Raw genomic sequence first — 22,967 nt, 5'->3', positions numbered from 1 at the left:
GGGGTGCGCCCCGCAGCGCCGTGCCCGCGCCGTGACGGGCTGCGCCGCATCCCGCCGCCGTCCCCCTTCGCCGTCCCCATCCTCCTCGCCTTCCCCATCGCCCCGTCGTTCCCGCCACGCCAACACCGCCGCCGATGACCTCCTCCCGCGCCCCGGGCCCCGCACCCGCCGCCTCCGACAGCGCCCTGCACCGGGCGCTGCAGATCGTGCGCCGCACGCTGTGGTCGGTGGCCTTCTTCAGTTTCTTCATCAACCTGCTGGCGCTCACCTCGTCGCTGTACATGCTGCAGGTGTACGACCGGGTGCTGGCCTCGCGCAGCCTGCCCACGCTGCTGTACCTCACGTTGTTCGCCGCCGGCTGCCTGGCCACGCTGGCGCTGCTGGAGGTGGTGCGCTCGCGGCTGCTGGTGCGCATGGGCGTGCGCTTCGACGCCCAGCTGTCGGGCCTGGTGTTCCGGCGCACGCTGCAGGGTGGCCGCACCGCGCAACCGCTGCGCGACCTCGACCAGCTGCGCAACTTCTTCGCCGGCCCCACCACGCTCAGCCTGCTGGACGCGCCCTGGATGCCGGTCTACATCGGCCTGGTGTACCTGCTGCATCCGTGGCTGGGCCATGTGGCACTGGCCGGCGGCGTGCTGCTGCTGGGCCTGGGCCTGTGGAACGAGCGCGCCACGCGCCGCCCGCTGACCGAGGCGGGGCAGGAGATGTCGGCCAGTGCGCAGTTTGCCGAGCTGTCGGGCCGCAATGCGGAGGTGGTGCAGGCCATGGGCATGGTGCCCGCGCTGTCGCGGGTCTGGCGGCTGCGGCACGACTATGCGCTGGGCCTGCAGGGCCTGGCCAGTGACGAGGCGGCCAACGTGGCCGGCGTGGCCAAGGCCTTCCGGCTGTTCCTGCAGGTGGCCATCCTGGCGGTGGGCGCCTGGCTGGTCATCCTGCAGCAGAGCACGGCCGGCGTGATGATCGCGTCGTCCATCGTGATGGGCCGCGCGCTGGCGCCGCTGGAGTCGGCCATCGGCGGCTGGCGCGGCTTCCTCGGCGCGCGCGAGGCCTATCGCCGGCTGTCGCAGGACCTGCAGGCGGTGGCCGACGAGCGGCCCGCCATGCCGCTGCCGCGGCCGACGGGCGAGCTGGTGTTCGACGGCGTGTCCGCCGGCCCGCCCGAGGCGCGGCATTTCACCGTCCAGGGCCTGCAGTTCCGAGTGGCGCCGGGCGTGTGCCTGGGCATCACCGGGCCCAGCGCGGCCGGCAAGTCCACGCTGGCGCGGCTGGCCATGGGCGTGTGGCGGCCCGGCGTGGGCGTGGTGCGGCTGGACGGCGTGGACATCGCCGCCTGGCGGCGCGAGGACGTGGGCCCCGCGCTGGGCTACCTGCCGCAGGACATCGAGCTGTTTCCCGGCACGGTGGCGTCCAACATCGCCCGTTTCGGCGAACCCGACCCCGAGCAGGTGGTGGAGGCGGCCCGCCTGGCCGGCGCGCACGCGATGATCCTCACGCTGCCGCAGGGCTACGACACGCCCATCGGCCCGGCCGGGGCCAACCTGTCGGGCGGCCAGCGCCAGCGCATCGGCCTGGCGCGGGCCTTCTACGGCCAGCCCGCGCTGGTGGTGCTGGACGAGCCCACCTCCAACCTGGATGCGGAAGGCGAGGCCGCGGTGCGCCAGGCGATGGAGGCACTGAAGGCGGCTGGCCGCACGGTGGTGGTCATTGCCCACCGGCCGGCGCTGCTGGCCGGCACCGACCAGCTGATGGTGGTGGTGGACGGCCGCATCGCCAGCCTGGGCCCGACGGCCGAGGTGATGCCGGCCATCACCCGACGCGTGATGGCACAACCCGAGGGCCGCGACCTCGGCGCACTGGGGGTGGCCCATGGTTGATGCAATGGCCAGGCAGCAGGCGATGGCCGGGCTGGTGGTGGGCGAGGCCCGCGCCGCGGCCGACAGCCGGCGCTGGACGCTCATCGGTCTGCTGGTGCTGGCATTGACGGTGGGCCTGTCGGTGGCCTGGAGCACGCTGGCGCCGCTGGCCTCGGCGGTGGTGGCCGCCGGCGCTGTGAAGGTGGACAGCAGCCGCAAGAAGATCCAGCACCCCGAGGGCGGCGTCATCAAGGAGATCGCGGTGCAGGATGGCAGCCGGGTGCAGGCCGGCGACGTGCTGGTGCGGCTGGACGAGACGCGCGCCGGCGCCGCGCACGGCGTGGTCACCGGCGGCCGCGACATCGCGCTGGCCACCGAGGCCCGCCTGGTGGCCGAGCGCGACGAGCTGCCGGCCATCCGGTTTCCGCAGGCGCTGCTGGACCGCGCCGCGGAGCCGCAGGTGGCCGAGACCCTGCGTGCGCAGCAGACGCTGTTCGCCGCGCGGCGCAATGCGCGCAGCGGCGAGCTGGGCATCCTCGACCAGCAGATCGGCGCGCTGCGCAGCGAGATCACCGGGCTGGAGTCGCAGCGCCGCGCCAAGCAGGAGCAGCGCGAAAGCATCGAAGGTGACCTGGCCGGCCTGCGCGAGCTGGACGCGGTGGGCATGGTCGAGAAGACCCGGCTGCGCTCGCTGGAACGTGACATCGCCAAGCTGCGCGGCGAGCAGGAGGAGCTGGGCTCGCGCATCGCCTCCACCCGCACCGCCATCAGCGAGCGCGAGCTGAAGAAGTTCCAGGTGCGCAAGACCTTCCAGGAAGAGGTGGCGCAGGAGCTGAAGAAGGTGCAGGGCGAAAGCTTCGAACTGCTGGAGCGTGAAAGCGCCACCCGCCGCACGCTGGAACTGACCGAGCTGCGGGCGCCGGTGGCCGGCACCATCACCGGGCTGAACGTGCACACCGCGGGCGGTGTGATCGGCCCCGGCGAGGTGCTGATGGAGATCGTGCCCAGCGCCGACCGCCTGCTGGTGGAGGCCCGGGTGCTGCCGGCCGACATTGACCGCGTGCAGCTCGGCCAGTCCACCGGCATCAAGCTGCATGCCTTCAACCAGCGCACCACGCCCGAGCTGAACGGCAGCGTGAGCTACGTGGCCGCCGATGCCGCGCAGGACAACCGCACCGAACAGACCTACTTCATGGTGCGGGTGGAAGTGCCGCCGGCCGAGCTGGCCCGGCTGCAGGGCGAGCGGGTGCAGCCCGGCATGCAGGCCGACATCTTCATCCGCACCGGCGAGCGCACCTTCCTGGGCTACCTGCTGCAGCCGCTGGCCGACAGCTTCCGCAAGGCCTGGACCGAACGCTGAGCCGGCCCGCGGCGGGGGTGGCGGCCCGCTTCAGCGTGCCGCCGGCTTCCACATCAGCAGCACCACGCCGGCCAGCACCACCGACACCGCCGCCCATTCGAAGCCGGTGACCTGCTCGCCGGCGATCAGCACGCCCAGCAGCATCGCGATCACCGGGTTGACGAAGGTGTAGCTGGAGGCCAGCCCGGCCGGCGCCCGCGCCAGTAGCACCATGTAGGCATTGAAGGCGATCAGCGAGCCGGCCACCACCAGGTACAGCCAGGCCGCCGAGGCCGCGGTGGCGGGCGGCCATTGCGGCGTCTCGCCGCTGATCCAGGCCAGGCCCATCAGCACCACGCCGCCGCACAGCATCTCGCTGGCGAAACCCATCGCGCCGGGCGCCAGCGGCAGGCTGCGCTGGCTGAGCACGCTGCCCACCGACCAGCTCCCGCAGGCGATGCACATGGCCAGCAGCCCGCCGGGCGAGGCCTGGAAGCCCTGGCCCTGCGTGAGCATCAGCACGCCGACCAGGCCGACCGCGATGCCGGCGGCTTCCGACGCCCGCGGCCGCACGCCGAACAGCAGGTTCACCAGCGCGATCATCAACGGCACCACCGCGATGAAGGCCACCACCAGGCCGGAGCCCACGGTGGTCTCGGCCACCGCGGTGCCGCCCATGCCGCCTCCCAGCATCAGCGCGCCCACCACCAGCGCATCGCGCCATTGGCGTGGCTGCGGCATCGGCGCGCCACGCCAGGCCATCCAGGCCATCAGCAGGCCGCCGGCCGCCAGGAAGCGGGTGCCCATCTGGAAGAAGGGCGGAAAGCTGATCAGCGCGTACTTGATGGCCAGGTAGGTGGAGCCCCAGACCAGCCAGGTGGCAAGCAGGCAGGCCAGGATGAGCGGTGACAGCATGGAGCCGCCGGAACAGGCGCGGGCAGTGGTCGTCATGGCGCAAATATTAGGAGCCCGGCTGCGGAGCTTCGAGAGGGGAAGCAAGGTCTAGCCGTTGCCAAGCCTTGCAATTCATCGTCTTGTGCGTGCTAGGCTTTGAAAATGGGAATCGCCACGCCGCCTGCCACCCTCAGCGCCGGATCGGCGCTCGATGGCTACGACACTCGCATCCTGGCCGAGCTGCAGGCCGATGCACGCCTGACCATGGCCGAGCTGGGCCGGCGCGTGCACCTGTCGCAGCCCGCGGTCAGCGAGCGCGTGCGCAAGCTGGAGGCGGCCGGCGTCATCACCGGCTACCGCGCCAGCGTCAACGTGGGCGCGCTGGGCTACGGCATCCGCGCCATCATCCGCGTGGGCCGTGCCGAATACGCCCGCGTGGTGCGGCTGATCCAGGAGACGCCCGAGGTCATCGACGCCTACAACGTCACCGGCGAGGACAGCTGGATCCTGCAGATCGCGGTGATCGACGTGGCGCACCTGGACGCGGTCGTCACGCGCTTCTGCCTGATGACCGAGACCTCCACCTCCATCATCCTCAACGTCGCGCGGGAGCACCATCCGATGCTGCCGGCGCGGCGGGAGAACATCCGACCCCCGCTCGTCAAAGTGGAGAACGCCTGAATGATCCCGACCTGCGATCTGTGTGACCGCTACAAGGCCGACACCACCGGGGCGCTGCGCGTGCTGCCCCCGGTGTTCCATGACTATGGCGGCCGCGCCGCCTTCTTCGGACCGGTGGTCACCGTGCAGTGCTTCGAGGACAACACGCCGGTCAAGGCCGCGGTGGAATCGCCGGGCCAGGGCCGGGTGCTGGTGGTGGCTGGCGGCGGATCGCTGCGGCGGGCGCTGCTGGGCGGCAACCTGGGCGCCGCCGCGGCCCGCAATGGCTGGGCCGGCGTGGTCATCGATGGCTGCGTGCGCGACGTGGCCGAGCTGCGGCCGCTGCCGCTGGGCATCCGCGCGCTGGCACTGGTGCCGCTGCCCACCGAGCGCCGCGCTGAAGGCCTGGTGGACCTGCCGGTGCAGCTGCAGGGCGTGTGGGTGCGTCCTGGGGAGTGGTTGTATGCGGACGAGGACGGCATCGTGGTGCTGCCGCAGCAGCAGCAGGCATGAAGATGATCAAGCCCAAGTTGTCCAGACAAGAGCCGAATGCCTGGGTGGTGGTGCCTTCCACCCCGCAGCAGCTGGAAACGGCCGCGCGCGCGGCGCGGCGCCTGGTGAACAAGCGCGCGGCGGTGGCGGCCGGTGTGGCCGCCGTGCCCATCCCCGGGCTGGACATGCTGACCGACGTGGGCATGCTGGTGAAGCTGCTGCCCGAGATCAACGAGATCTTCGGCCTGACGCCCGAGCAGATCGAGCGGCTGGCGCCGGACCGCCGGCTGGTGGTCTACAAGGCCATGTCGGCCGGGGGCGGCATGCTGGTGGGCAAGCTGGTGACGCGCGACGTGGTGGTGCGGCTGCTGAAGATGGTGGGCGTGCGCCTGACCACCCAGCAGGCCGCCAAGTACGTGCCGATCGCCGGACAAGCGGTGTCGGCCGCGCTCACCTTCACGATGCTGCGTTATGTGTGCGCCCAGCACATCGAGCAATGCATCGCGGTGGCGCGACAGCTGCAGCTGCCGCCCCCGACCGAGCCGGCCAGCCTGTGAACCTACGCACCCGGGCTACAATCCGCGGTTCTCAGTCGGGGCGTAGCGCAGCCTGGTAGCGCGTCTGCTTTGGGAGCAGTAGGTCGCACGTTCGAATCGTGTCGCCCCGACCATGTAGCTGAAGCCGTCGCTTGCGACGGCTTTTTGCTGTGCGCCTCAGAACACCCCCAGCCCCATCCCCGCCGCCAACCCCGCGCCCAGTTCCTGGCAGCGCGCCAGTTCCTCGGGCGCGATGACCTTGGGTGCCAGGATGGCCTCGGGCGTCTGCGCATGTGTGCACACGATGAGCGCCGGCGCCACGGCCTTCAGCCGCCAGCCGGTGGCGATGCGCTCGACCTGCCGCACCGCGCTGCTGCCATCGCTGCCGGCGCACACCATCACCGCATAGGGCCGGCCTTCGATGCGGCCCAGGGCCGGGTAGTAGCAGCGGTCGAAGAAGTCCTTCATCAGGCCGGCGATCGCGGCCAGGTTCTCGGGCGTGGCGAAGAGGTAGCCGTCGGCTTGCAGCAGGTCGGCGGGCTGGGCCTGCTGTGCCTGCAGGCTGCGCACCTGCAGCATCGGCTCGGTGCGCGCCCCCTCGGCGGCGGCCACGGCCATCTGGCGGGTGCCGCCGGTCATCGAGTGGTGCACGATGAGCAGCGTCTTCATGCCACGCCGCCTGCGTGCTGCACGGGTGGGCGGTGCTTCAACCGCCGCGGGTGCGGCGCGTGCGCACCGCGTCGGCCAGCGCCTGCAGCACCGGCACGGTCTGCGCCCAGCCGATGCAGGCGTCGGTGACCGACACGCCGTGCTTCAGCGGCACGCCGGGCTTCAGGTCCTGGCGGCCTTCCTCCAGGTGGCTTTCGATCATCAGGCCGGTGATGCGCCGCTCGCCTTCGGCGATGCGCCGCGCCACGTCGTGCGCCACCTCGATCTGCCGCGCATGCTGTTTCTGGGAGTTGGCATGCGAGCAGTCCACCATCACCTGCTCGCGCAGGCCGGCCTTGCGCAGCACGGCGCAGGCAGCCTCCACATGCTCGGCGCCGTAGTTGGGGCCGCTGCTGCCGCCGCGCAGGATCACATGGGTGTCGGCATTGCCGCGGGTCTCGAAGATGGCGGCCAGTCCCATCTTGGTCATGCCCATGAAGGCATGCGGCGCGGCCGCGGCCACCATGGCATCGGCCGCCACCTGCACGCCGCCGTCGGTGCCGTTCTTGAAGCCGATCGGGCAGCTGGAGCCCGAGGCCAGCTGGCGGTGGCTCTGGCTTTCGGTGGTGCGTGCGCCGATGGCGCCCCAGGCGATCAGGTCGGACACGTACTGCGGGCTCAGCAGGTCGAGGAACTCGGTGGCGGTGGGCAGGCCGATGGCGCCGATCTCCAGCAGCAGCGTGCGTGCCTTGCGCAGGCCTTCGTTGATGCGGAAGCTGCCATCGAGCTGCGGATCGTTGATGTAGCCCTTCCAGCCCACGGTGGTGCGCGGCTTTTCGAAATACACCCGCATCACCAGCACCAGCGCGTCATCCAGCCCGGCCTGCAGCGCACGCAGCCGGTGGGCATAGGTGATGGCCTGGTCGTGGTCGTGGATGGAGCAGGGGCCGGTGACCACGATCAGCCGGTCGTCGCGGCCCTGCAGCACGTCGGAAATCTGGCGCCGGCTGCGCTCGACCAGCCGCTGCAACTCCGCGTCCACCGGCAGTTCATCCAGCAGCATCGCCGGCGAGATGAGCGGCCGCACGGCCGAGATGCGCACGTCGTCGATGCGGGTGGTGTCCTGCGTCGAGGCTTCGCGGTCGTTCTGGAGGGGATCGTGGAGCGTGGTCATGGCGAATTGTTGCATCGGGCTGGGCCTGGATCTTCGGCAGCCGACCGTTGCGCTGGAGCGAGCCAGGACCGGCGAGCGGCGCCGTTGCGATCCATTACATGTGGCGTTGGCGGCTTCCAAGGGTTGTCACCAAGGTTCACGGTGGCCGCAGCGGTTGATCTGCAGAGCATCACGCATTAAGATTGACCGACCGGTCGGTAGAACAATATCCGGACAGACAGGAGACCCGCCGCATGCCGTTGCCCGATACCCCAGGCCTTGTGTTGTCGTCTCTGGCCGACGCCGGGGCCGGCCGCGTGTGCACGCTCACGCTCAACCGGCCTGCGCAGCTCAACGCCTTCAATGGCGAACTGCATGAAGCTTTGATGGCCTCGCTGGATGCCGCTGCGGCCGATGCGCAGGTGCGCTGCGTGGTGATCACCGGCGCCGGGCGGGGCTTCTGTGCCGGCCAGGACCTGGCAGACCCGGCCGCCGCGCCCGAACTGGCGCCCGGCGCTCCGCCCAAGGACCTTGGCGGCCTGATCGAACGCCATTACCGCCCGCTGGTGCAGCGACTGCGCACGATGCCGGTGCCGGTGGTGGCCGCGGTCAATGGCGTGGCGGCCGGCGCTGGCGCCAACCTGGCCCTGTGCTGCGACCTGGTGGTGGCCGCGCGCTCGGCCAGCTTCATCCAGGCCTTCGCCAAGATCGGCCTGGTGCCCGACACCGGTGGCACCTGGCTGCTGCCGCGACTGGTGGGCCGGGCGCGCGCGCTGGGGCTGGCGCTGCTGGGCGACAAGCTGCCGGCGGAGCAGGCCCAGCAGCTGGGCCTGATCTGGCAGTGCGTGGACGACGACCAATTGGCCACCACCGCCGCGGCGCTGGCCGCACGCCTGGCCGCCATGCCCACGCGCGCGCTGGTGGCCACCCGCCAGGCGATGGATGCGGCCGGCACCACGGACCTGTCCACCGCGCTGGACGAGGAGGCCCATCTGCAGCGCGACCTGGGCCGCGCGCACGACTACCTGGAAGGCGTAGCCGCCTTCCGCGAGAAGCGCGCGCCGCGCTTTTCCGACCGCTGAACCGCGAACGCCGAACACCCGAACCGCAAAGGAAGCCAGCATGTACACGCAAGCGATGGACACGATGGGCAAGGAGGGCGCCGACGCGCCGAAGACCCTGCGCTCGGCCGATGAACTGGCGCTGCAGCAGCGCTTCGACGAGCGCATCGATGCCGGCGACTTCATCGAGGCCAAGGACTGGATGCCCGAGCACTACCGCAAGACGCTGGTGCGGCAGATCAGCCAGCATGCGCATTCGGAGATCGTGGGCATGCTGCCGGAAGGCAACTGGATCAGCCGCGCGCCCACGCTCAAGCGCAAGGCCATCCTGCTGGCCAAGGTGCAGGACGAGGGCGGCCACGGCCTGTACCTGTATGCCGCAGCCGAGACGCTGGGCACCAGCCGCGACCAACTGCTGCAGGCGCTGCACACCGGCAAGGCCAAGTACAGCTCCATCTTCAACTACCCCACGCTGACCTGGGCCGACATGGGCACCATCGGCTGGCTGGTGGACGGCGCGGCCATCATGAACCAGGTGCCCATCTGCCGCTGCAGCTATGCGCCCTATGCGCGGGCCATGATCCGCATCTGCCGCGAGGAGAGCTTCCACCAGCGCCAGGGCTACGAGGCGCTGCTGACGATGATGCAGCAGGGCACCGATGCGCAGAAGGCCATGGTGCAGGACGCGGTGAACCGCTGGTGGTGGCCCTGCCTGATGATGTTCGGCCCGCCCGACGACCAGTCGCCCAACAGCGCGCAATCGATGCGCTGGGGCATCAAGCGCGTGAGCAACGACGAGCTGCGCCAGAAGTTCGTCGATGCCACGGTGGAGCAGGCCAAGGTGCTGGGCGTGACGCTGCCCGACCCGGACCTGAAGTGGAACGAGCAACGTGGCCACTGGGACTTCGGCACCATCGACTGGGACGAGTTCTGGCGCGTGGTGAACGGCGACGGCCCCTGCAACCGCGAGCGCCTGGGCGCCCGCGTCAAGGCCTGGGACGACGGCGCCTGGGTGCGCGAAGCCGCGATGGCGCACGCCAACAAGCAGGCGATGAAGGAGGCCGCATGAGCCAGCAGCAAGCCAGCCAGGCCGAATGGCCGTTGTGGGAAGTCTTCGTTCGCAGCAAGGCCGGCCTGGACCACAAGCACTGCGGCAGCCTGCATGCGGCCGATTCGAAGATGGCCATCCAGATGGCACGCGACGTCTATACCCGCCGCCAGGAAGGCAGCAGCGTGTGGGTGGTGCGCAGCGACCAGATCGTGGCCAGCGACCCGCGCGACAAGGACATGTACTTCGACCCGGCCGAGGACAAGGTGTACCGCCACCCCACGTTCTACGAGCTGCCGAAGTCCGTGGATCATATGTAGACCCCCGGAGCGGCTTTCGCCGCACCCCCCAGGGGGCCACACCGGCGGACCGGCGGAGCCGGATCCGCGGTGTGTGCTTGGTGTTGTTGTCTAGACAAGTTTGGCTGAGGGTTTATGCAAGCATCCATCCAGTTGGAACGGTCCCCCGCGGTGCAGTACGTGCTGCGGCTGGGTGATACCTGCCTGATCCTCGGGCAGCGGCTGGGCGAGTGGTGCGGCCATGCGCCGGTGCTGGAGGAAGACATCGCGCTGGCCAACATGGCGCTCGATCTCGTCGGCCAGAGCCGCGCGCTGCTGACGCATGCCGGCCGGCTGGAAGGGCAGGGCTTCGACGAGGACCGGCTGGCCTTCCTGCGCGACGAGCGCGACTACTTCAACCTGACGCTGGCCGAGCTGCCACGCGGCGACTTCGCCTTCACCGTGGTGCGCAACCTGATGCTGGCCACCTGGCTCAAGCTGATGTGGGAACGCCTGGCTGATTCCAGCGACGCCGAGCTGGCCGCCATCGCCGGCAAGGCGGTGAAGGAGGCGCGCTACCACCAGCAGCATGCGGCCGACTGGGTGGTGCGGCTGGGCGACGGCACCGATGAGTCGCGCCGCCGCACCGAGGCCGCGCTGTCGCAGGCGTGGCTGTACCTGCCCGAGTTGTTCGATACCGATGCGGTCGACGACGCCGCCTACGAAAGCGGGCTCGGTCCGCAGCCCTGCCTGCTGCAGGCCGCCTGGCTGGCCGAGGTGAAGCCGGTGCTGGACGAAGCTGGCCTGGCCGTTCCGCGCGACAGCGCCTTCCGCTCCACCGGCAAGCGCGGCGTGCACAGCGAGCACATGGGCTACATCCTGGCCGAGATGCAGCACCTGCAGCGCAGCTTCCCCGGGGGCGTGTGGTGATCTCCGCCGGCGACCGCCTGGCCGAAGCCTGGCGCGTGCTGGATGGCGTGCCCGACCCCGAGGTGCCTGCCATCTCGGTGCGTGAGCTGGGCATCGTCCGCGATGTGCTGGCGCATGACGACGGCCTGGAGGTGGTGCTGACGCCCACCTACTCCGGCTGCCCCGCCACCGAGGTGATCGAGCGCAGCGTGCTGGAGGCCATCGACGCCGCCGGCCTGGGCCCCGCCCGCGTGAGCATGCGGCGCGCGCCGGCCTGGACCACCGACTGGATCAGCGACGAAGGCCGGCGCAAGCTGCGCGAATACGGCATCGCACCGCCGGGACCCACCGGCGCCGTGCCTGCGGCGGGTGCGCCCATTCGCATCGTGCGGCGCGAGCGCATCGCCTGCCCGCGCTGCGGCAGCACGCACACCGAGCAGTTGTCGGCCTTCGGCTCCACGGCCTGCAAGGCGCTGTACCGCTGCCTGTCTTGCCAAGAGCCCTTCGAGTTCTTCAAGCCGATCTAGCTTCCACCCCGGAGTGCCATCCGCTGCACTCGGAGACCACCCATGAGCTTCTCGTTCCACCCGCTGCGTGTGCGCAGCATCACGCCCGACACCCCCGAGGCCGTGGTCGTCTCGTTCGACGTGCCGCCCGAGCTGCGCGAGGTGTTCGGCTTCACCCAGGGGCAGTACCTCACGCTGCGTTCGCAGGTCGACGGGCAGGATCTGCGACGCTCGTACTCCATCTGCGCGGGTGTCGACGACGGCGAGCTGCGGGTGGGCGTGCGCAAGGTCAAGGGCGGCGTGTTCTCCAACTGGATCAACGAGCACCTGCAGCCCGGCGACATGCTGCAGGTGATGGCGCCGCAGGGCCGCTTCTTCGTTCCGCTGCAGCCCGAGGCGCGGCGCCACCACGTGGGCATCGCGGGCGGCTCGGGCATCACGCCCATCCTGTCGATCATGAAGACGGTGCTGGCGCGCGAGCCGCAGAGCCGCTTCTCGCTGATCTACGGCAACCGCATGCAGAAGTCGACGATGTTCAAGGAAGAACTCGAAGACCTGAAGAACCGCTACCTCACGCGGCTGGTGCTGCACCATGTGTTCAGCGACGAGCACACCGATGCGCCGCTGAACATGGGCGTGATGAACCGCGACAAGATCGGGGAGTTCCTGCGCTCTGTGGTGCCGGCCGCGCAGATCGACCATGTGTACATCTGCGGCCCGTTCCAGATGAACGACGAAGCCGAGGCCGCGCTGCTGGCCGCCGGCGTGCCGGAAGACCGCATCCACATCGAGCGCTTCGGCGTGGCCGCGCCGGCCGGGCAGCCAGGTGCTGCCGGGGCGGGGGCCGGGGTCGGTGCCATCGTGCACGAGGCCTTGCCGGGTGATGCACCGGCGGCCCGCATCACCATCGTGCGCGACGGCCTGTCGCGCGAGATCTCGTACAGCAAGGACCAGCCGAGCATCCTCGACTGCGCCTCGGCCGCGGGGCTGGAAGTGCCTTTTTCCTGCACCTCGGGTGTGTGCGGCACCTGCCGGGCCAAGGTCATCGAAGGCGAGGTGCGCATGGAGCGCAACTTCGCGCTCGACAAGAACGAGGTGGCCAACGGCTTCGTGCTGACGTGCCAGGCGCATCCGCTTACCGAGCGAGTTGTCCTTTCTTTCGATGAGCGATGACCCGCCTCGCACAAATCAGGAGTCGTTGATGAGCACGCCCGTTCTTCAGAGTTACATCGGTGGCCGCTGGCTGGGGGCCGAGGGGGCGCAGACGCTGCGCAGCGCGGTCAATGGCAAGCCGGTGTACCGCACGCATGCGGAGGCCATCGACTTCGCCGAGGCCGTGGAGCATGCGCGGCGCGTGGGCCTGCCCAACCTGCTGCAGCTGGATTTCCAGCAGCGGGCGCAGCGGCTGAAGGCGCTGGCCAAGTACCTCAGCGAGCACAAGGAGCAGCTCTACGCCGTCTCGGCCCACACCGGCGCCACGCGGGCCGATTCATGGATCGACATCGAGGGCGGCGCCGGCACCTTGTTCGCCTATGCCAGCATGGGCAGCAACGAGCTGCCGTCGGGCAACCTGGTGCATGAGGGCCCGGCGATGCCGCTGGGCAAGAAGGGAGGCTTTGCGGGTACGCACATCCTGGTGCCGCGCGGCGGTCTGGCGGTGCACATCAATGCCTTCAACTTCCCCGTCTGGGGCCTGCTGGAGAAGTTCGCGCCCAGCTTCCTGGCCGGCATGCCCTGCATCGGCAAGCCCGCCACCGCCACCAGCTACCTGACCGAAGCGGCGATGCGGCTGATCGTGCAGTCGGGCATCCTGCCCGAGGGCAGCCTGCAGCTGGTGATCGGCAGCACCGGTGACCTGCTGGACCGCCTGGGCGGTGCCGACGTGGTCACCTTCACCGGCTCGGCCGACACCGCGGCCAAGCTGCGTGTGCAGCCCAACCTCATCCGCCACAGCGTGCCCTTCAATGCCGAGGCCGATTCGCTCAACTGCGCGATCCTGGCGCCCGACGTCACGCCCGACGACGAGGAGTTCGATCTCTTTGTCAAGGAGGTGGCGCGCGAGATGACCGTCAAGGCCGGCCAGAAGTGCACCGCCATCCGCCGCGCCATCGTGCCGCATGACCGCATCGACGCGGTGGCCGAGGCGCTGCGCGCTCGGCTGACCAAGATCACCGTGGGTGATCCGTCGGTCGAAGGCGTGCGCATGGGCGCGCTGGCCTCGCATGCGCAGTTCGACGACGTGCGCGAGCGTGTGGCGATGCTGCGCGAAGGCGCGGAGCTGGTCTACGGCGCGGCCGACGGCTTTGCACCGATGGGCGAGGGCACGGCCGAAGGCGCCTTCTTCGCGCCCACGCTGCTGCTGGCGCGGAATGCGCTGAAGAACACTGCGGTGCACGACATCGAGGCCTTCGGCCCGGTCAGCACGCTGATGGGCTACGACGGCGTGGACGAGGCACTGGCGTTGGCCGCGCGCGGCAGCGGCAGCCTGGTGGGCACGCTGGTCACGCGTGATCCGGCGATCGCCGCGCGGGTGATCCCGGTGGCTGCGGCGCTGCACGGCCGGCTGCTGGTGCTGGACCGCGAGGCCGCGCACGAGTCCACCGGCCATGGCTCGCCGCTGCCTTCGCTCAAGCACGGCGGGCCTGGGCGTGCCGGCGGTGGCGAGGAGCTGGGCGGCGTGCGCGCCGTCAAGCACTACCTGCAGCGCGCGGCGGTGCAGGGCTCGCCCACGATGCTGGCGGCTATCACCGGCGAGCATGTGCGCGGCGCGCGCGTGACGGACACGCCGCAGCATCCGTTCCGCAAGCACTTCGAGGAGCTGCAGGTGGGCGACTCGCTGCTGACGCATCGGCGCACGGTGACCGAGGCCGACATCGTCAACTTCGGCGGCGTGTCGGGCGACTACTTCTACATGCACTTCGACGAGATCGCCGCGAAGCAAACGCAGTTCGGCCAGCGCATCGCGCACGGCTACTTCGTGCTGTCGGCCGCGGCAGGCCTGTTCGTCAGCCCGGCCCCGGGGCCGGTGCTGGCCAACTATGGGCTGGACACGCTGCGCTTCGTCAAGCCGGTGGCCATCGGCGACACCATCCAGGCCCGGCTGACCGCCAAGCGCAAGATCGACCGCAACAAGACCGACGACAAGGGCGTCGGCCAGGGCGTGGTGGCCTGGGACGTGGAAGTGAAGAACCAGCACGACGAGCTGGTGGCGAGCTACGACATCCTGACCTTGGTGGCGAAGCGAGGTCAGTAGTAGCGCTTGGCGCGCGCAAATCCATCGTTTTTGCGCTCTAGCATCGGTCGCTTGTACGGCAAGCACCCGGTGAGGCGACGTGAACGATGAAGCGGCGGCGGCACAGCAACCATTGTCCCGACTGCAACGGTGGTTCGAGGACTTCTCCTGGCAGGCCCTGACGGCGGGGCTGGTCGCGGTTGTCGTGGGCTACGCCGGCCCCACTGTTCTGGTGTTCAAGGTCGCGGAGAGCGCGCACCTGTCCGAGGCACAGATCGTGTCCTGGTTGTGGGCCTATTCCATCGGTGCCGGCCTGACCACCATGGTGGCCAGCCTGCAGTACCGCATGCCGCTGGTCACTGCCTGGTCCACGCCGGGCATCGCGTTCTTGATGACAGCGATGGCCGGTGTGCCGCGGGCAGAGGCGATTGGCGCCTTCATCGTCTCGAATGTGCTGGTGACTGCGGTCGGCTGCTTCGGTTTGCTGCAGAGGCTGGTTCGCTGGATCCCGATCCAGGTGGCCTCGGCGTTGAACGGCGGCATCCTTCTCGTGTTTGCCGTGGCCGTGGTCGGCTCGTTGCAAACCCAGCCCCTGCTCGTGGCCGGAATGGTGCTGGCCTTTTTTTGGTACGCCGATTTGCGCCCCGTTGGGCGGTCGCTGCGGTAATGCTGTCGGGCGCCGTACTGTGCCTGCTGACGGGGCAACTCGACACGAGCAGCCTGTCGGTGTCCATGGCCAGCCCGGTGTGGACGCGGCCGGTCTTCACATGGCACGCCACGGTCAACATCGCCATCCCGATGACGGTGCTGGTGCTCACCGGCCAGTACCTGCCCGGCTTCGCGGTGCTCAAGACGGCCGGGTATGAGCCGCCGGTCGACAAGGTGGTGGTGCTGTGTGGTGCCGGGTCGTTGCTGGCGGCGCCGTGGGGCTGCCACAACCTCAACCCGTCGGCCATGATCGCCGGCATCGTGACCGGCCCCGAGGCGCATGCCGACAAGCAGCGTCGGTACATGGCCGCCGTTTGCGCGGGTGGTGTCTACATCCTGTTCGGCAGCTTTGCGCCGACGCTGGTGAGCTTGTTCGCCAGCCTGTCGCGCGAGGCGGTTGCCGCGCTGGCGGGGCTGGCCTTGCTGCCTGCCATTGAGGCGTCTTTCGAGTCGGCGTTCTCGGCGCACAAGGCATCGCTTGCGCCGCTGGTGGTGTTCGTGATCGCCGTCAGCGGGATGCAGATGCTGGGCATGGGCGCTGCCTTCTGGGCCATCGTCGCCGGCCTGCTGGTGGTCCATGTGCTGGAGCGGCGTCCGGCCAAGTGACGGCTGCGGCCCATGCCGGTGGCTGGGTCAGGCAGCAGCCAGGTGCTGCACTTCATCTGCCAACCGGTCGCCCTGGTCGCGTTGGATCACCTCGATGTCGTACTGCGCCTGCAGTTGCAGCCAGAACTGCGGCTCCACGCCGAAGGCCAGGCCCAGGCGAACCGCCGTGTCGGCCGTGATGCCGCGCTCTCCGGCGCAGATCTCGTCGATGCGCCGCTGCTGCACGCCGATGGCTTTTGCCACGCGGTAGCGCGTGATGCCCATGGGCTCTATGAAATCGCTCAACAGCACCGAGCCGGGATGCACCGGGTCGAGCCGGGGGCCGGTGGTCACGCCGCGCAGGTTGAGCGCCTTCAGTTCGTTGCGTGAAATGCTCATGGTCGTTCACTCCGTTGACCTGTGTGTGACCGCATGCCTCAGTGGTAGTCCGCAATCTCGACTTCGAACGCGCTGCCGTCATGCCATTTGAAGCAGATCCGCCACTGGTCGTTGATGCGGATGCTCCACTGGCCCTTGCGGTTTCCTTTCAGCGGCTCAAGACGGTTGCCCGGCGGCACGCGGAGCGATTCAAGGGACTGCGCGGCGTCGATGATCTTGAGCTTCCGTCTGGCAGTCGTCTGGATCTCCCTCGGCAAACCGCGCACCTCCTGGCCCAGAAAGATCGCTGCGGTGCGCTTGTCCGAGAAGCTTTCGATCATCAGATAGTATCGTTACTCGTTACTAAAATTGTCAAGCGCGAACGTGTCATGCGCCAGTTCGCACCCCCTCTTGAAACCCCGCCGGCCCATCCTCATTGTTGGATCCATCGGCGCCGCACCCCCTCAGATCAACGCGGCGCCTGGTCCACCCACGAGGAGATTTGCCATGGCACGATCCCTTTTCTCGCGCGACGTCTTCGCCGAACTCGACCGCCTGCAGCGTGAGATGCAGCAGGCCTTCGACCTGACGCCCAGCATCCGCGGCTACGCCCGTGGCGGCTATCCCGCCCTCAACGTCGGCAGCACGCCGCAGTCGTTCGAGGTGTACGCCTTCGCCCCCGGGCTCGACCCGGCCAGCATCGAGGTGCAGCTCGACCGCGGCATCCTCAGCGTGGCCGGCGAGCGCCGCGCCTCGCTCCCCGAAGGCGGCGCCGACAAGTCCACGGTGCACATCAATGAACGCTTTGCAGGCGCCTTCAAGCGCGTGGTGAGCCTGCCGGAGGACGCCGATCCCGAAGGCGTGTCGGCCAGCTATCGCGATGGCGTGCTGCGCGTGAGCGTGCAGCGCCGCCAGGCCGCCCAACCGCGCCGCATCACGGTGCAGTGACGCACCTGCCTGTCTAGACAACCTGGAATGAAGGAGCTCGTGATGAACACCACCGCTCAAGTACCCGCTCAGCGCACCGAAGGCCAGCCGCAGCGCAACCAGGCCGAAGCCGCCCTGGTGCCCGCCGTCGACGTGATCGAGGATGCCACCGGCATCACGCTGTATGCCGACCTGCCCGGCGTGGCCAAGGAGTCGCTCGAACTCAACGTCGAGCGCGACACGTTGACGATCGAAGGCGCCGTCAGCCTTTCGGTGCCCGAGGGCATGACCGCCAGCCACGTGGAAGTGGACCGCGCGCGTTACCGCCGCGTGTTCACGCTCAGCAAGGAGCTGGACAGCCAGAAGGTCTCGGCCGAGCTGGCGCACGGCGTGCTGAAGCTGCGCATCCCCAAGGCCGAGCATGCGCAGCCGCGGCGCATCGAGGTGCAGGTGGCCTGACGCCCCTACGGCCCGCCGGTGCTTGCGCCGGCGGGCACACTCCGGTCGAACAACCACCGGAGGATCGGCATGCACAAGCGTCAGTTGGGCCGCAGCGGCCTGGAGGTGTCGGCCCTGGGCCTGGGCTGCATGGGCATGACCCACGGCTACCTGCCCAAGCCCGACCGCGGCGAGATGGTGAAGCTGCTGCGCACCGCGGTGGACCGCGGCATCACCTTCTTCGACACCGCCGAGGTCTACGGCCCGTTCGACAACGAGGAGCTGCTGGGCGAGGCATTGGCGCCGGTGCGCAGCCAGGTGGTCATCGCCACCAAGTTCGGATTCACCGTGGAATCCATGCCTGGCGTGGACAGCCGGCCCGAGCGCATCCGCCAGGTGGCCGAGGCTTCGCTCAAGCGGCTGAAGACGGACGTGATCGACCTGTTGTACCAGCACCGGCCCGATCCGCAAGTGCCGGTGGAGGACGTGGCCGGCACGGTGCGCGACCTGATCCGCGAGGGCAAGGTCAAGCACTTCGGGCTGTCGGAATCCGGCGCCGATGCCATCCGCCGCGCGCATGCGGTGCAGCCGGTGGCCGCGCTGCAGAGCGAGTATTCCTTGTGGACCCGCGACCTGGAGCCCGAGGTGCTGCCGCTGCTGGCCGAGCTGGGCATCGGGCTGGTGCCGTTCAGCCCGCTGGGCCGCGGCTACCTCACCGGCCAGATGGACGCCAGCACGCCTTTGCAGGCCGGCGACTTCCGCGCCACGCTGCCGCGCTTCACGCCCGAGGCGCGCCAGGCCAACGAGGCGCTGGTGGCCCTGCTGCGCCGCACCGCCGAGCGCAAGGGCGCCACGCCGGCCCAGGTGGCGCTGGCCTGGCTGCTGGCGCAGCAGCCGTGGATCGTGCCGATTCCAGGCACCACCAAGCTGCACCGGCTGGACGAGAACCTGGGCGCCGCCGACCTGCTGCTCACGCCCGAGGACCTGCGCGAGATCCGCGAGGCCGCCGAGGCGATTCCGGTGCAGGGCGCGCGGTATCCGCAGGCGATGCAGAAGATGGTGGGCCGGTAGCGATTCCTCAGCGCGCGGCCCGGCGCGGCCGCGCCGCGACCGCCGCCGCGCCGGCCGGCTCCACCGGCAGCGCCACCTCGGCCTTGATCTCGCGCAGCACGATGGACGAGCGCACATGCGTCACGCCGGGCAGCCGGAAGATGGTGTCGTGCAGCAGCTGCTCATAGCGCTTGATGTCGGGCGCCAGCACCGTCATCACGTAGTCAGCCTGGCCGGTGGTGCTGTGGCATTGCACGATGTGCGGGCTGGCCGCCACCGCCGCCTCGAAGCGGCGCACCAGGTCCTCGCTGTGCTTCTCGAGGTTGGCTTCCACCACCACGCGCAGGCCCAGGCCCACCTTCTCGGCGTCCACCAGCGCGGTGTAGCCGCGGATGACGCCGGCGGCTTCCATGTCCTTCACCCGTTTCCAGCAGGGGCTGGACGACAAGCCCACCGCCTCGGCCAGCTGCTGCACCGTCTGGCGTGAGTCGCGCTGCAGTTCGGCCAGGATGCGCAGGCTGAGGGCGTCGAGTGAAATCTGCTCTGTCATGGTGGTTTGGTGGAATGGTTTGCTTGCAATTTAGCTTGCGGGCGGCAAAACAAGCATGGATTGCCGCAGGTGCGCCCCTATGCTTTGGCGATCCCAAGAAGCAAGTGGAGCCGTCGCATGACCACCACCACCGCAGCGCCCGAGACAAGCGCGATCACCCGGCCCGACTACCAGCTCGCCCACAGTCTGTGGGCCACCGGTGGCCAGGTCTTTCTCACCGGCACGCAGGCGCTGGTGCGGCTGATGCTGATGCAGCGCGCGCGTGACGAGGCCGCCGGGCTGAACACCCAGGGCTTCATCAGCGGCTACCGCGGCTCGCCGCTGGGCATGCTGGACCAGGCCATCTGGAAGGCGGGCAAGCGCTTCAACGAATGCGGCCTGCGCTTCCTGCCCGCCATCAACGAGGAGCTGGGCGCCACCGCGGTGCTGGGCACGCAGCGGGTGGAATCGGATGCCGAGCGCACCGTCGAGGGCGTCTTCGCGATGTGGTATGGCAAGGGCCCGGGCGTGGACCGCGCGGGCGATGCGCTGAAGCACGGCAATGCCTACGGTTCGTCGCCGCATGGCGGCGTGCTGGTGGTGGCGGGCGATGACCACGGCTGCGTCAGCTCCTCCATGCCGCACCAGAGCGACCACGCGATGATGGGGTGGAGCATGCCGGTGGTGTCGCCCGCCAACGTGGCCGAGTACCTGGAGTTCGGCCTGTACGGCTACGCACTCTCGCGCTTCAGCGGCGCCTGGGTGGGCCTGACCGCCTTGTCCGAAGTGGTGGAGAGCGGCTCCACGGTCGACCTGGACCTCGTGCAGTCCCGCGTCGCCGCCTGGGCCGATGCCGACACCGTGCGCGCCGCCACCGGCCACCAGGCGCCGGCCGATGGCCTGCACTACCGCTGGCCCGACCTGCCTTCGCTGCGCATCGAATCGCGCCTGGCCGACAAGCTGGATGCGGTGCGTGCCTTCTCGGCCGTCAACAGCATCGACCGCCACGTCATCGAATCGGCGCACGCCACGGTGGGCATCGTCACCTGCGGCAAGGCCCACTTCGACCTGATGGAGGTGCTGCGCCGGCTGGAGATCACGCCGGCGATGCTGGCCGAGGCCGGGGTGCGCCTGTACAAGGTGGGCCTGAGCTTCCCGCTGGAAACCACGCGCATGCAGGCCTTTGCGCAGGGCCTGGCGGAAGTGCTGGTGATCGAGGAGAAGGGCGCCGTCGTCGAGACGCAGATGCGCGACCTGTTCTACAACCAGCCGGTGCGCCCGGCCATCGTCGGCAAGCGCGATGCACAGGGCCGGCCGCTGGTGTCGGACCTGGGCGAGCTGCGGCCTTCGCGGCTGATCCAGCTGGTGGACCAGTGGCTGGTGCGGCACTTTCCCGGCAACCCGCAGATGGACAAGCGCCACCTGGTGCGCGACTTCACGCCGCCCGAGCTGTTGGCCAATGACGCCGACAGCGTGAAGCGGCTGCCATACTTCTGCGCCGGCTGCCCGCACAACACCTCCACCGTGGTGCCCGAAGGCTCCACCGCGCGCGCCGGCATCGGCTGCCACTTCATGGCCAACTGGATGGACCGCGACACCGCGGGCCTGATCCAGATGGGTGGCGAGGGCGTGGACTGGGTTTCGCACTCGATGTTCACCAAGGTGCCGCATGTGTTCCAGAACCTGGGCGACGGCACCTACTACCACTCGGGCTACCTCGCCATCCGGCAGGCGGTGGCGGCCAAGGCCACGCTCACCTACAAGATCCTGTTCAACGACGCGGTGGCCATGACGGGCGGCCAGCCGGTGGACGGCGTCATCAGCGTCGACGCCATCGCGCGGCAGGTGGAGAGCGAAGGCGTCAAGCAGGTGGTGGTGCTGTCCGACGACATCAACAAGTACGACGCCATCAAGAGCCGCTTTCCGGCGGGCACCGAGTTCCACGACCGCAGCCAGCTCGATGCGGTGCAGCGCCGGCTGCGCGAGGTGGCCGGCGTCACCGTGCTGATCTACGAGCAGACCTGCGCGGCCGAGAAGCGCCGCCGCCGCAAGAAGGGCGAGATGGTGGACCCGGCGCGGCGCCTCTTCATCAACGAGCGGGTGTGCGAAGGCTGTGGCGATTGCTCGGTGCAGAGCAACTGCGTGGCGGTGCTGCCGCACGAGACGCCGCTGGGCCGCAAGCGCCGCATCGACCAGAGCAGCTGCAACAAGGACTACTCCTGCGCCAAGGGCTTCTGCCCCAGCTTCGTCGGCGTGCTGGGTGGTCGGCCGCGCAAGAAGACGGGCGCTTTGGCCGGCGCCGGCGCCGAGCGCTTCATGCAGCAGGTGGCGGCGCTGCCGCGGCCCGCGCCGCATGCCTGGACCGGGCCCTACGACCTGCTGGTCACCGGCGTCGGCGGCACCGGCGTGGTGACGGTGGGCGCGGTGATCGCGATGGCCGCGCACCTGGAAGGCAAGAGCGCCAGCGTGCTCGACTTCATGGGCTTTGCGCAGAAGGGTGGCTCGGTGCTCAGCTTCGTGCGCCTGGCCGACACGCCCGAGCGCCTGAACCAGGTGCGCATCGACACCCAGCAGGCCGATGCGGTGCTGGCCTGCGACATCGTGGTGGCCGCCTCCCCCGAGGCGCTGCAGACGGTGCGCCATGGCCGCACCCGCGTGCTGGCGAACCTGCACGAGATCCCGGTGGCCGAGTCGCTGAAGAACCCCGATGCCAGCCTGAAGACCGACCTGCTGCTGGCCAAGCTGGAGTTCGCCGCCGGCGCCGACCGCGTGGAGACCTTCGAGGCCCAGGCACTGGCCGAAGCCTTCCTCGGCGACTCCATCGTCAGCAACATCCTGGCGATGGGCTATGCCTGGCAGCGCGGTCTGATCCCGGTGAGCCTGGAGGCGCTGCAGCGCGCCATCGAGCTCAACGGCGTGGCGGTGCAGTCCAACCAGCTCGCCTTCTCGCTGGGCCGCATGGCCGCGGCCGACGAAGCCGCGCTGCACACGCTGCTGAACGCACCGGCCGAAGCGGCGGCGAGCGCCGATGGCGAGTCGCTGGAAGCGCTGGTCGCTCGCGGCGTCGTCCACCTCACCGGCTACCAGAATGCGGCCTATGCGCGCCGCTTCGAGGCCCGTGTGCGGCAGCTGCAGCAGCGCGAGCAGGCGCTGGGCGCCGACGCCACGCTGCCCTTCACCCGCGCCGCCGCGGCCAGCCTGCTCAAGCTGATGGCCTACAAGGATGAGTACGAGGTGGCGCGGCTGTACACCGACGGCGCCTTCAGGCAGCAGCTGGCGCAGCAGTTCGAAGGCGACATGAAGCTGGAGTTCTACATGGCGCCGCCGCTGCTCAGCCGCCCGAAGGACGGCGGCGCGCCGCGCAAGATGCGCTTCGGCGCCTGGCTGATGCCGGCGCTGGGCGTGCTGGCCAAGGCGCGGGCGCTGCGCGGAACGCCGCTGGACGTGTTCGGCTACACCGAGGAACGGCGGATGGAGCGCGGCCTGATCGCGGCCTTCGAATCGCGCCTGGACGAGCTGCTGCCCAGGCTGAGCGCCGGCAACCTGGCGCTGGCCACGCAGATCGCGGCGGTGCCGCAGAAGATGCGCGGCTACGGCCACGTGAAGATCGCCAACGTGGCGCTGGCCAAGGCGCGCGAGGCCGAGCTGCTGCACCGCTTCGACGCGGCGCGTTATCCCAAGCCGGCCGGTGCGGCCCAGGCCGGGCAGTTCCGAGGGATCCCGGTGGTGTCGGGCTGATCCGA

At 69.7% G+C, this 22,967-nt stretch carries 22 protein-coding genes, 1 tRNA gene and 1 pseudogene; 18 read left to right on the top strand and 6 right to left on the bottom strand.

Going from position 1 to position 22,967, the window contains the following annotated elements; genetic code table 11:
- The first annotated feature begins 134 nt into the window (after positions 1–134).
- On the top strand, positions 135–1,874 hold the full coding sequence (locus LRS14_RS06135; RefSeq protein ID WP_052736665.1) for a type I secretion system permease/ATPase: 1,740 nt from the start codon (positions 135–137) through the stop codon (positions 1,872–1,874).
- Between the two features lie 4 nt (positions 1,875–1,878).
- A complete protein-coding gene (locus LRS14_RS06130; RefSeq protein WP_257798972.1) occupies positions 1,879–3,213 on the top strand; it encodes an HlyD family type I secretion periplasmic adaptor subunit in 1,335 nt (444 codons plus the stop codon).
- A 30-nt stretch (positions 3,214–3,243) separates the two neighbouring features.
- On the opposite strand, the gene yedA is transcribed toward LRS14_RS06130, so the two are convergent.
- Positions 3,244–4,143 (bottom strand): drug/metabolite exporter YedA, encoded by a 900-nt coding sequence (gene yedA / locus LRS14_RS06125; RefSeq protein WP_257798971.1) that lies wholly within the window; start codon positions 4,141–4,143, stop codon positions 3,244–3,246.
- A 105-nt stretch (positions 4,144–4,248) separates the two neighbouring features.
- On the opposite strand from yedA, the gene LRS14_RS06120 reads away from it, so the two are divergent.
- The 4 genes from LRS14_RS06120 to LRS14_RS06105 all read left to right on the top strand — a co-directional run bounded on the left by LRS14_RS06120 (position 4,249) and on the right by LRS14_RS06105 (position 5,908).
- Complete coding sequence (locus LRS14_RS06120) at positions 4,249–4,767, top strand: Lrp/AsnC family transcriptional regulator (RefSeq protein ID WP_046116053.1); 519 nt, start codon at positions 4,249–4,251, stop codon at positions 4,765–4,767.
- Positions 4,768–5,259, top strand: a complete 492-nt coding sequence (rraA, locus tag LRS14_RS06115) for a ribonuclease E activity regulator RraA (RefSeq protein WP_257798970.1) — start codon at positions 4,768–4,770, stop codon at positions 5,257–5,259.
- Complete coding sequence (locus LRS14_RS06110; protein WP_232315589.1) at positions 5,256–5,795, top strand: DUF697 domain-containing protein; 540 nt, start codon at positions 5,256–5,258, stop codon at positions 5,793–5,795. Before rraA ends, LRS14_RS06110 begins: the two co-directional genes overlap by 4 nt.
- A gap of 36 nt (positions 5,796–5,831) precedes the next feature.
- Positions 5,832–5,908 (top strand) — tRNA-Pro (locus LRS14_RS06105).
- A 43-nt stretch (positions 5,909–5,951) separates the two neighbouring features.
- Here the strand turns inward: LRS14_RS06105 and LRS14_RS06100 are convergent.
- Both LRS14_RS06100 and LRS14_RS06095 read right to left on the bottom strand, forming a co-directional pair.
- Complete coding sequence (locus LRS14_RS06100; RefSeq protein ID WP_257798969.1) at positions 5,952–6,443, bottom strand: flavodoxin family protein; 492 nt, start codon at positions 6,441–6,443, stop codon at positions 5,952–5,954.
- Between the two features lie 37 nt (positions 6,444–6,480).
- Positions 6,481–7,596, bottom strand: a complete 1,116-nt coding sequence (locus LRS14_RS06095) for a 3-deoxy-7-phosphoheptulonate synthase (RefSeq protein ID WP_257800422.1) — start codon at positions 7,594–7,596, stop codon at positions 6,481–6,483.
- Between the two features lie 233 nt (positions 7,597–7,829).
- Here LRS14_RS06095 and paaG point away from each other — a divergent pair, with 233 nt between their 5' ends.
- From paaG to LRS14_RS30595, 8 genes and pseudogenes are all read left to right on the top strand, one after another.
- Positions 7,830–8,657: a 2-(1,2-epoxy-1,2-dihydrophenyl)acetyl-CoA isomerase PaaG gene (gene paaG / locus LRS14_RS06090; RefSeq protein WP_257798968.1), complete on the top strand. Its 828-nt coding sequence runs from the start codon at positions 7,830–7,832 to the stop codon at positions 8,655–8,657.
- A 40-nt stretch (positions 8,658–8,697) separates the two neighbouring features.
- Positions 8,698–9,705, top strand: coding sequence for a 1,2-phenylacetyl-CoA epoxidase subunit PaaA (gene paaA, locus LRS14_RS06085; RefSeq protein WP_046111505.1), 1,008 nt, complete (start codon positions 8,698–8,700; stop codon positions 9,703–9,705).
- Positions 9,702–10,004: a 1,2-phenylacetyl-CoA epoxidase subunit PaaB gene (gene paaB / locus LRS14_RS06080; protein WP_046111504.1), complete on the top strand. Its 303-nt coding sequence runs from the start codon at positions 9,702–9,704 to the stop codon at positions 10,002–10,004. The genes paaA and paaB overlap by 4 nt, the downstream gene beginning before the upstream one ends.
- Before the next feature lie 114 nt (positions 10,005–10,118).
- On the top strand, positions 10,119–10,892 hold the full coding sequence (gene paaC, locus LRS14_RS06075; protein WP_046111503.1) for a 1,2-phenylacetyl-CoA epoxidase subunit PaaC: 774 nt from the start codon (positions 10,119–10,121) through the stop codon (positions 10,890–10,892).
- The gene (gene paaD / locus LRS14_RS06070; RefSeq protein WP_046111502.1) at positions 10,886–11,398 is read left to right on the top strand and encodes a 1,2-phenylacetyl-CoA epoxidase subunit PaaD; all 513 of its coding nucleotides are present in this window, start codon (positions 10,886–10,888) and stop codon (positions 11,396–11,398) included. The genes paaC and paaD overlap by 7 nt, the downstream gene beginning before the upstream one ends.
- Positions 11,399–11,440: 42 nt before the next feature.
- Entirely contained in the window at positions 11,441–12,550 is a 1,110-nt protein-coding gene (paaE, locus tag LRS14_RS06065; RefSeq protein WP_257798967.1) for a 1,2-phenylacetyl-CoA epoxidase subunit PaaE, read from the top strand.
- Between the two features lie 28 nt (positions 12,551–12,578).
- Positions 12,579–14,630, top strand: coding sequence for a phenylacetic acid degradation bifunctional protein PaaZ (gene paaZ, locus LRS14_RS06060; RefSeq protein ID WP_257798966.1), 2,052 nt, complete (start codon positions 12,579–12,581; stop codon positions 14,628–14,630).
- Between the two features lie 79 nt (positions 14,631–14,709).
- Positions 14,710–15,923: pseudogene (locus tag LRS14_RS30595) on the top strand (benzoate/H(+) symporter BenE family transporter).
- Between the two features lie 27 nt (positions 15,924–15,950).
- On the opposite strand, the gene LRS14_RS06045 reads toward LRS14_RS30595, so the two are convergent.
- Entirely contained in the window at positions 15,951–16,301 is a 351-nt protein-coding gene (locus LRS14_RS06045) for a HigA family addiction module antitoxin (protein WP_257798963.1), read from the bottom strand.
- A 38-nt stretch (positions 16,302–16,339) separates the two neighbouring features.
- Positions 16,340–16,621, bottom strand: coding sequence for a type II toxin-antitoxin system RelE/ParE family toxin (locus tag LRS14_RS06040; RefSeq protein WP_257798962.1), 282 nt, complete (start codon positions 16,619–16,621; stop codon positions 16,340–16,342).
- 166 nt (positions 16,622–16,787) lie between these two features.
- On the opposite strand from LRS14_RS06040, the gene LRS14_RS06035 reads away from it, so the two are divergent.
- The 3 genes from LRS14_RS06035 to LRS14_RS06025 all read left to right on the top strand — a co-directional run bounded on the left by LRS14_RS06035 (position 16,788) and on the right by LRS14_RS06025 (position 18,716).
- Positions 16,788–17,228: an Hsp20/alpha crystallin family protein gene (locus tag LRS14_RS06035; RefSeq protein WP_046111499.1), complete on the top strand. Its 441-nt coding sequence runs from the start codon at positions 16,788–16,790 to the stop codon at positions 17,226–17,228.
- Positions 17,229–17,270: 42 nt separating this feature from the next.
- On the top strand, positions 17,271–17,666 hold the full coding sequence (locus LRS14_RS06030) for an Hsp20/alpha crystallin family protein (RefSeq protein ID WP_046111565.1): 396 nt from the start codon (positions 17,271–17,273) through the stop codon (positions 17,664–17,666).
- A 69-nt stretch (positions 17,667–17,735) separates the two neighbouring features.
- Positions 17,736–18,716, top strand: a complete 981-nt coding sequence (locus tag LRS14_RS06025; protein ID WP_257798961.1) for an aldo/keto reductase — start codon at positions 17,736–17,738, stop codon at positions 18,714–18,716.
- 7 nt (positions 18,717–18,723) lie between these two features.
- On the opposite strand, the gene LRS14_RS06020 is transcribed toward LRS14_RS06025, so the two are convergent.
- A complete protein-coding gene (locus LRS14_RS06020) occupies positions 18,724–19,233 on the bottom strand; it encodes an Lrp/AsnC family transcriptional regulator (protein ID WP_198156870.1) in 510 nt (169 codons plus the stop codon).
- A 129-nt stretch (positions 19,234–19,362) separates the two neighbouring features.
- Here LRS14_RS06020 and LRS14_RS06015 point away from each other — a divergent pair, with 129 nt between their 5' ends.
- Positions 19,363–22,962: an indolepyruvate ferredoxin oxidoreductase family protein gene (locus LRS14_RS06015; protein ID WP_257798960.1), complete on the top strand. Its 3,600-nt coding sequence runs from the start codon at positions 19,363–19,365 to the stop codon at positions 22,960–22,962.
- Positions 22,963–22,967 lie beyond the last annotated feature (5 nt).

This window comes from Aquincola sp. J276, from assembly GCF_024700035.1.
Lineage (GTDB): Bacteria > Pseudomonadota > Gammaproteobacteria > Burkholderiales > Burkholderiaceae_C > Aquincola > Aquincola tertiaricarbonis.
The sequence above is the reverse complement of the archived record's forward strand: the minus strand, read 5'-3'. Positions and strand labels throughout refer to the sequence as shown.

Coding starts and splice junctions, on each gene's coding strand:
- LRS14_RS06120 (WP_046116053.1), top strand. CDS start 4,249: ATGGGAATCGCCACGCCGCCTGCCACCCTCAGCGCCGGATCGGCGCTC.
- LRS14_RS06100 (WP_257798969.1), bottom strand. CDS start 6,443: ATGAAGACGCTGCTCATCGTGCACCACTCGATGACCGGCGGCACCCGC.
- LRS14_RS06110 (WP_232315589.1), top strand. CDS start 5,256: ATGAAGATGATCAAGCCCAAGTTGTCCAGACAAGAGCCGAATGCCTGG.
- LRS14_RS06035 (WP_046111499.1), top strand. CDS start 16,788: ATGGCACGATCCCTTTTCTCGCGCGACGTCTTCGCCGAACTCGACCGC.
- LRS14_RS06025 (WP_257798961.1), top strand. CDS start 17,736: ATGCACAAGCGTCAGTTGGGCCGCAGCGGCCTGGAGGTGTCGGCCCTG.
- LRS14_RS06030 (WP_046111565.1), top strand. CDS start 17,271: ATGAACACCACCGCTCAAGTACCCGCTCAGCGCACCGAAGGCCAGCCG.
- LRS14_RS06015 (WP_257798960.1), top strand. CDS start 19,363: ATGACCACCACCACCGCAGCGCCCGAGACAAGCGCGATCACCCGGCCC.
- LRS14_RS06040 (WP_257798962.1), bottom strand. CDS start 16,621: ATGATCGAAAGCTTCTCGGACAAGCGCACCGCAGCGATCTTTCTGGGC.
- paaA (WP_046111505.1), top strand. CDS start 8,698: ATGTACACGCAAGCGATGGACACGATGGGCAAGGAGGGCGCCGACGCG.
- LRS14_RS06095 (WP_257800422.1), bottom strand. CDS start 7,596: ATGACCACGCTCCACGATCCCCTCCAGAACGACCGCGAAGCCTCGACG.
- yedA (WP_257798971.1), bottom strand. CDS start 4,143: ATGACGACCACTGCCCGCGCCTGTTCCGGCGGCTCCATGCTGTCACCG.
- rraA (WP_257798970.1), top strand. CDS start 4,768: ATGATCCCGACCTGCGATCTGTGTGACCGCTACAAGGCCGACACCACC.
- LRS14_RS06135 (WP_052736665.1), top strand. CDS start 135: ATGACCTCCTCCCGCGCCCCGGGCCCCGCACCCGCCGCCTCCGACAGC.
- paaC (WP_046111503.1), top strand. CDS start 10,119: ATGCAAGCATCCATCCAGTTGGAACGGTCCCCCGCGGTGCAGTACGTG.
- paaG (WP_257798968.1), top strand. CDS start 7,830: ATGCCGTTGCCCGATACCCCAGGCCTTGTGTTGTCGTCTCTGGCCGAC.
- paaE (WP_257798967.1), top strand. CDS start 11,441: ATGAGCTTCTCGTTCCACCCGCTGCGTGTGCGCAGCATCACGCCCGAC.
- LRS14_RS06045 (WP_257798963.1), bottom strand. CDS start 16,301: ATGAGCATTTCACGCAACGAACTGAAGGCGCTCAACCTGCGCGGCGTG.
- paaB (WP_046111504.1), top strand. CDS start 9,702: ATGAGCCAGCAGCAAGCCAGCCAGGCCGAATGGCCGTTGTGGGAAGTC.
- paaZ (WP_257798966.1), top strand. CDS start 12,579: ATGAGCACGCCCGTTCTTCAGAGTTACATCGGTGGCCGCTGGCTGGGG.
- LRS14_RS06130 (WP_257798972.1), top strand. CDS start 1,879: ATGGCCAGGCAGCAGGCGATGGCCGGGCTGGTGGTGGGCGAGGCCCGC.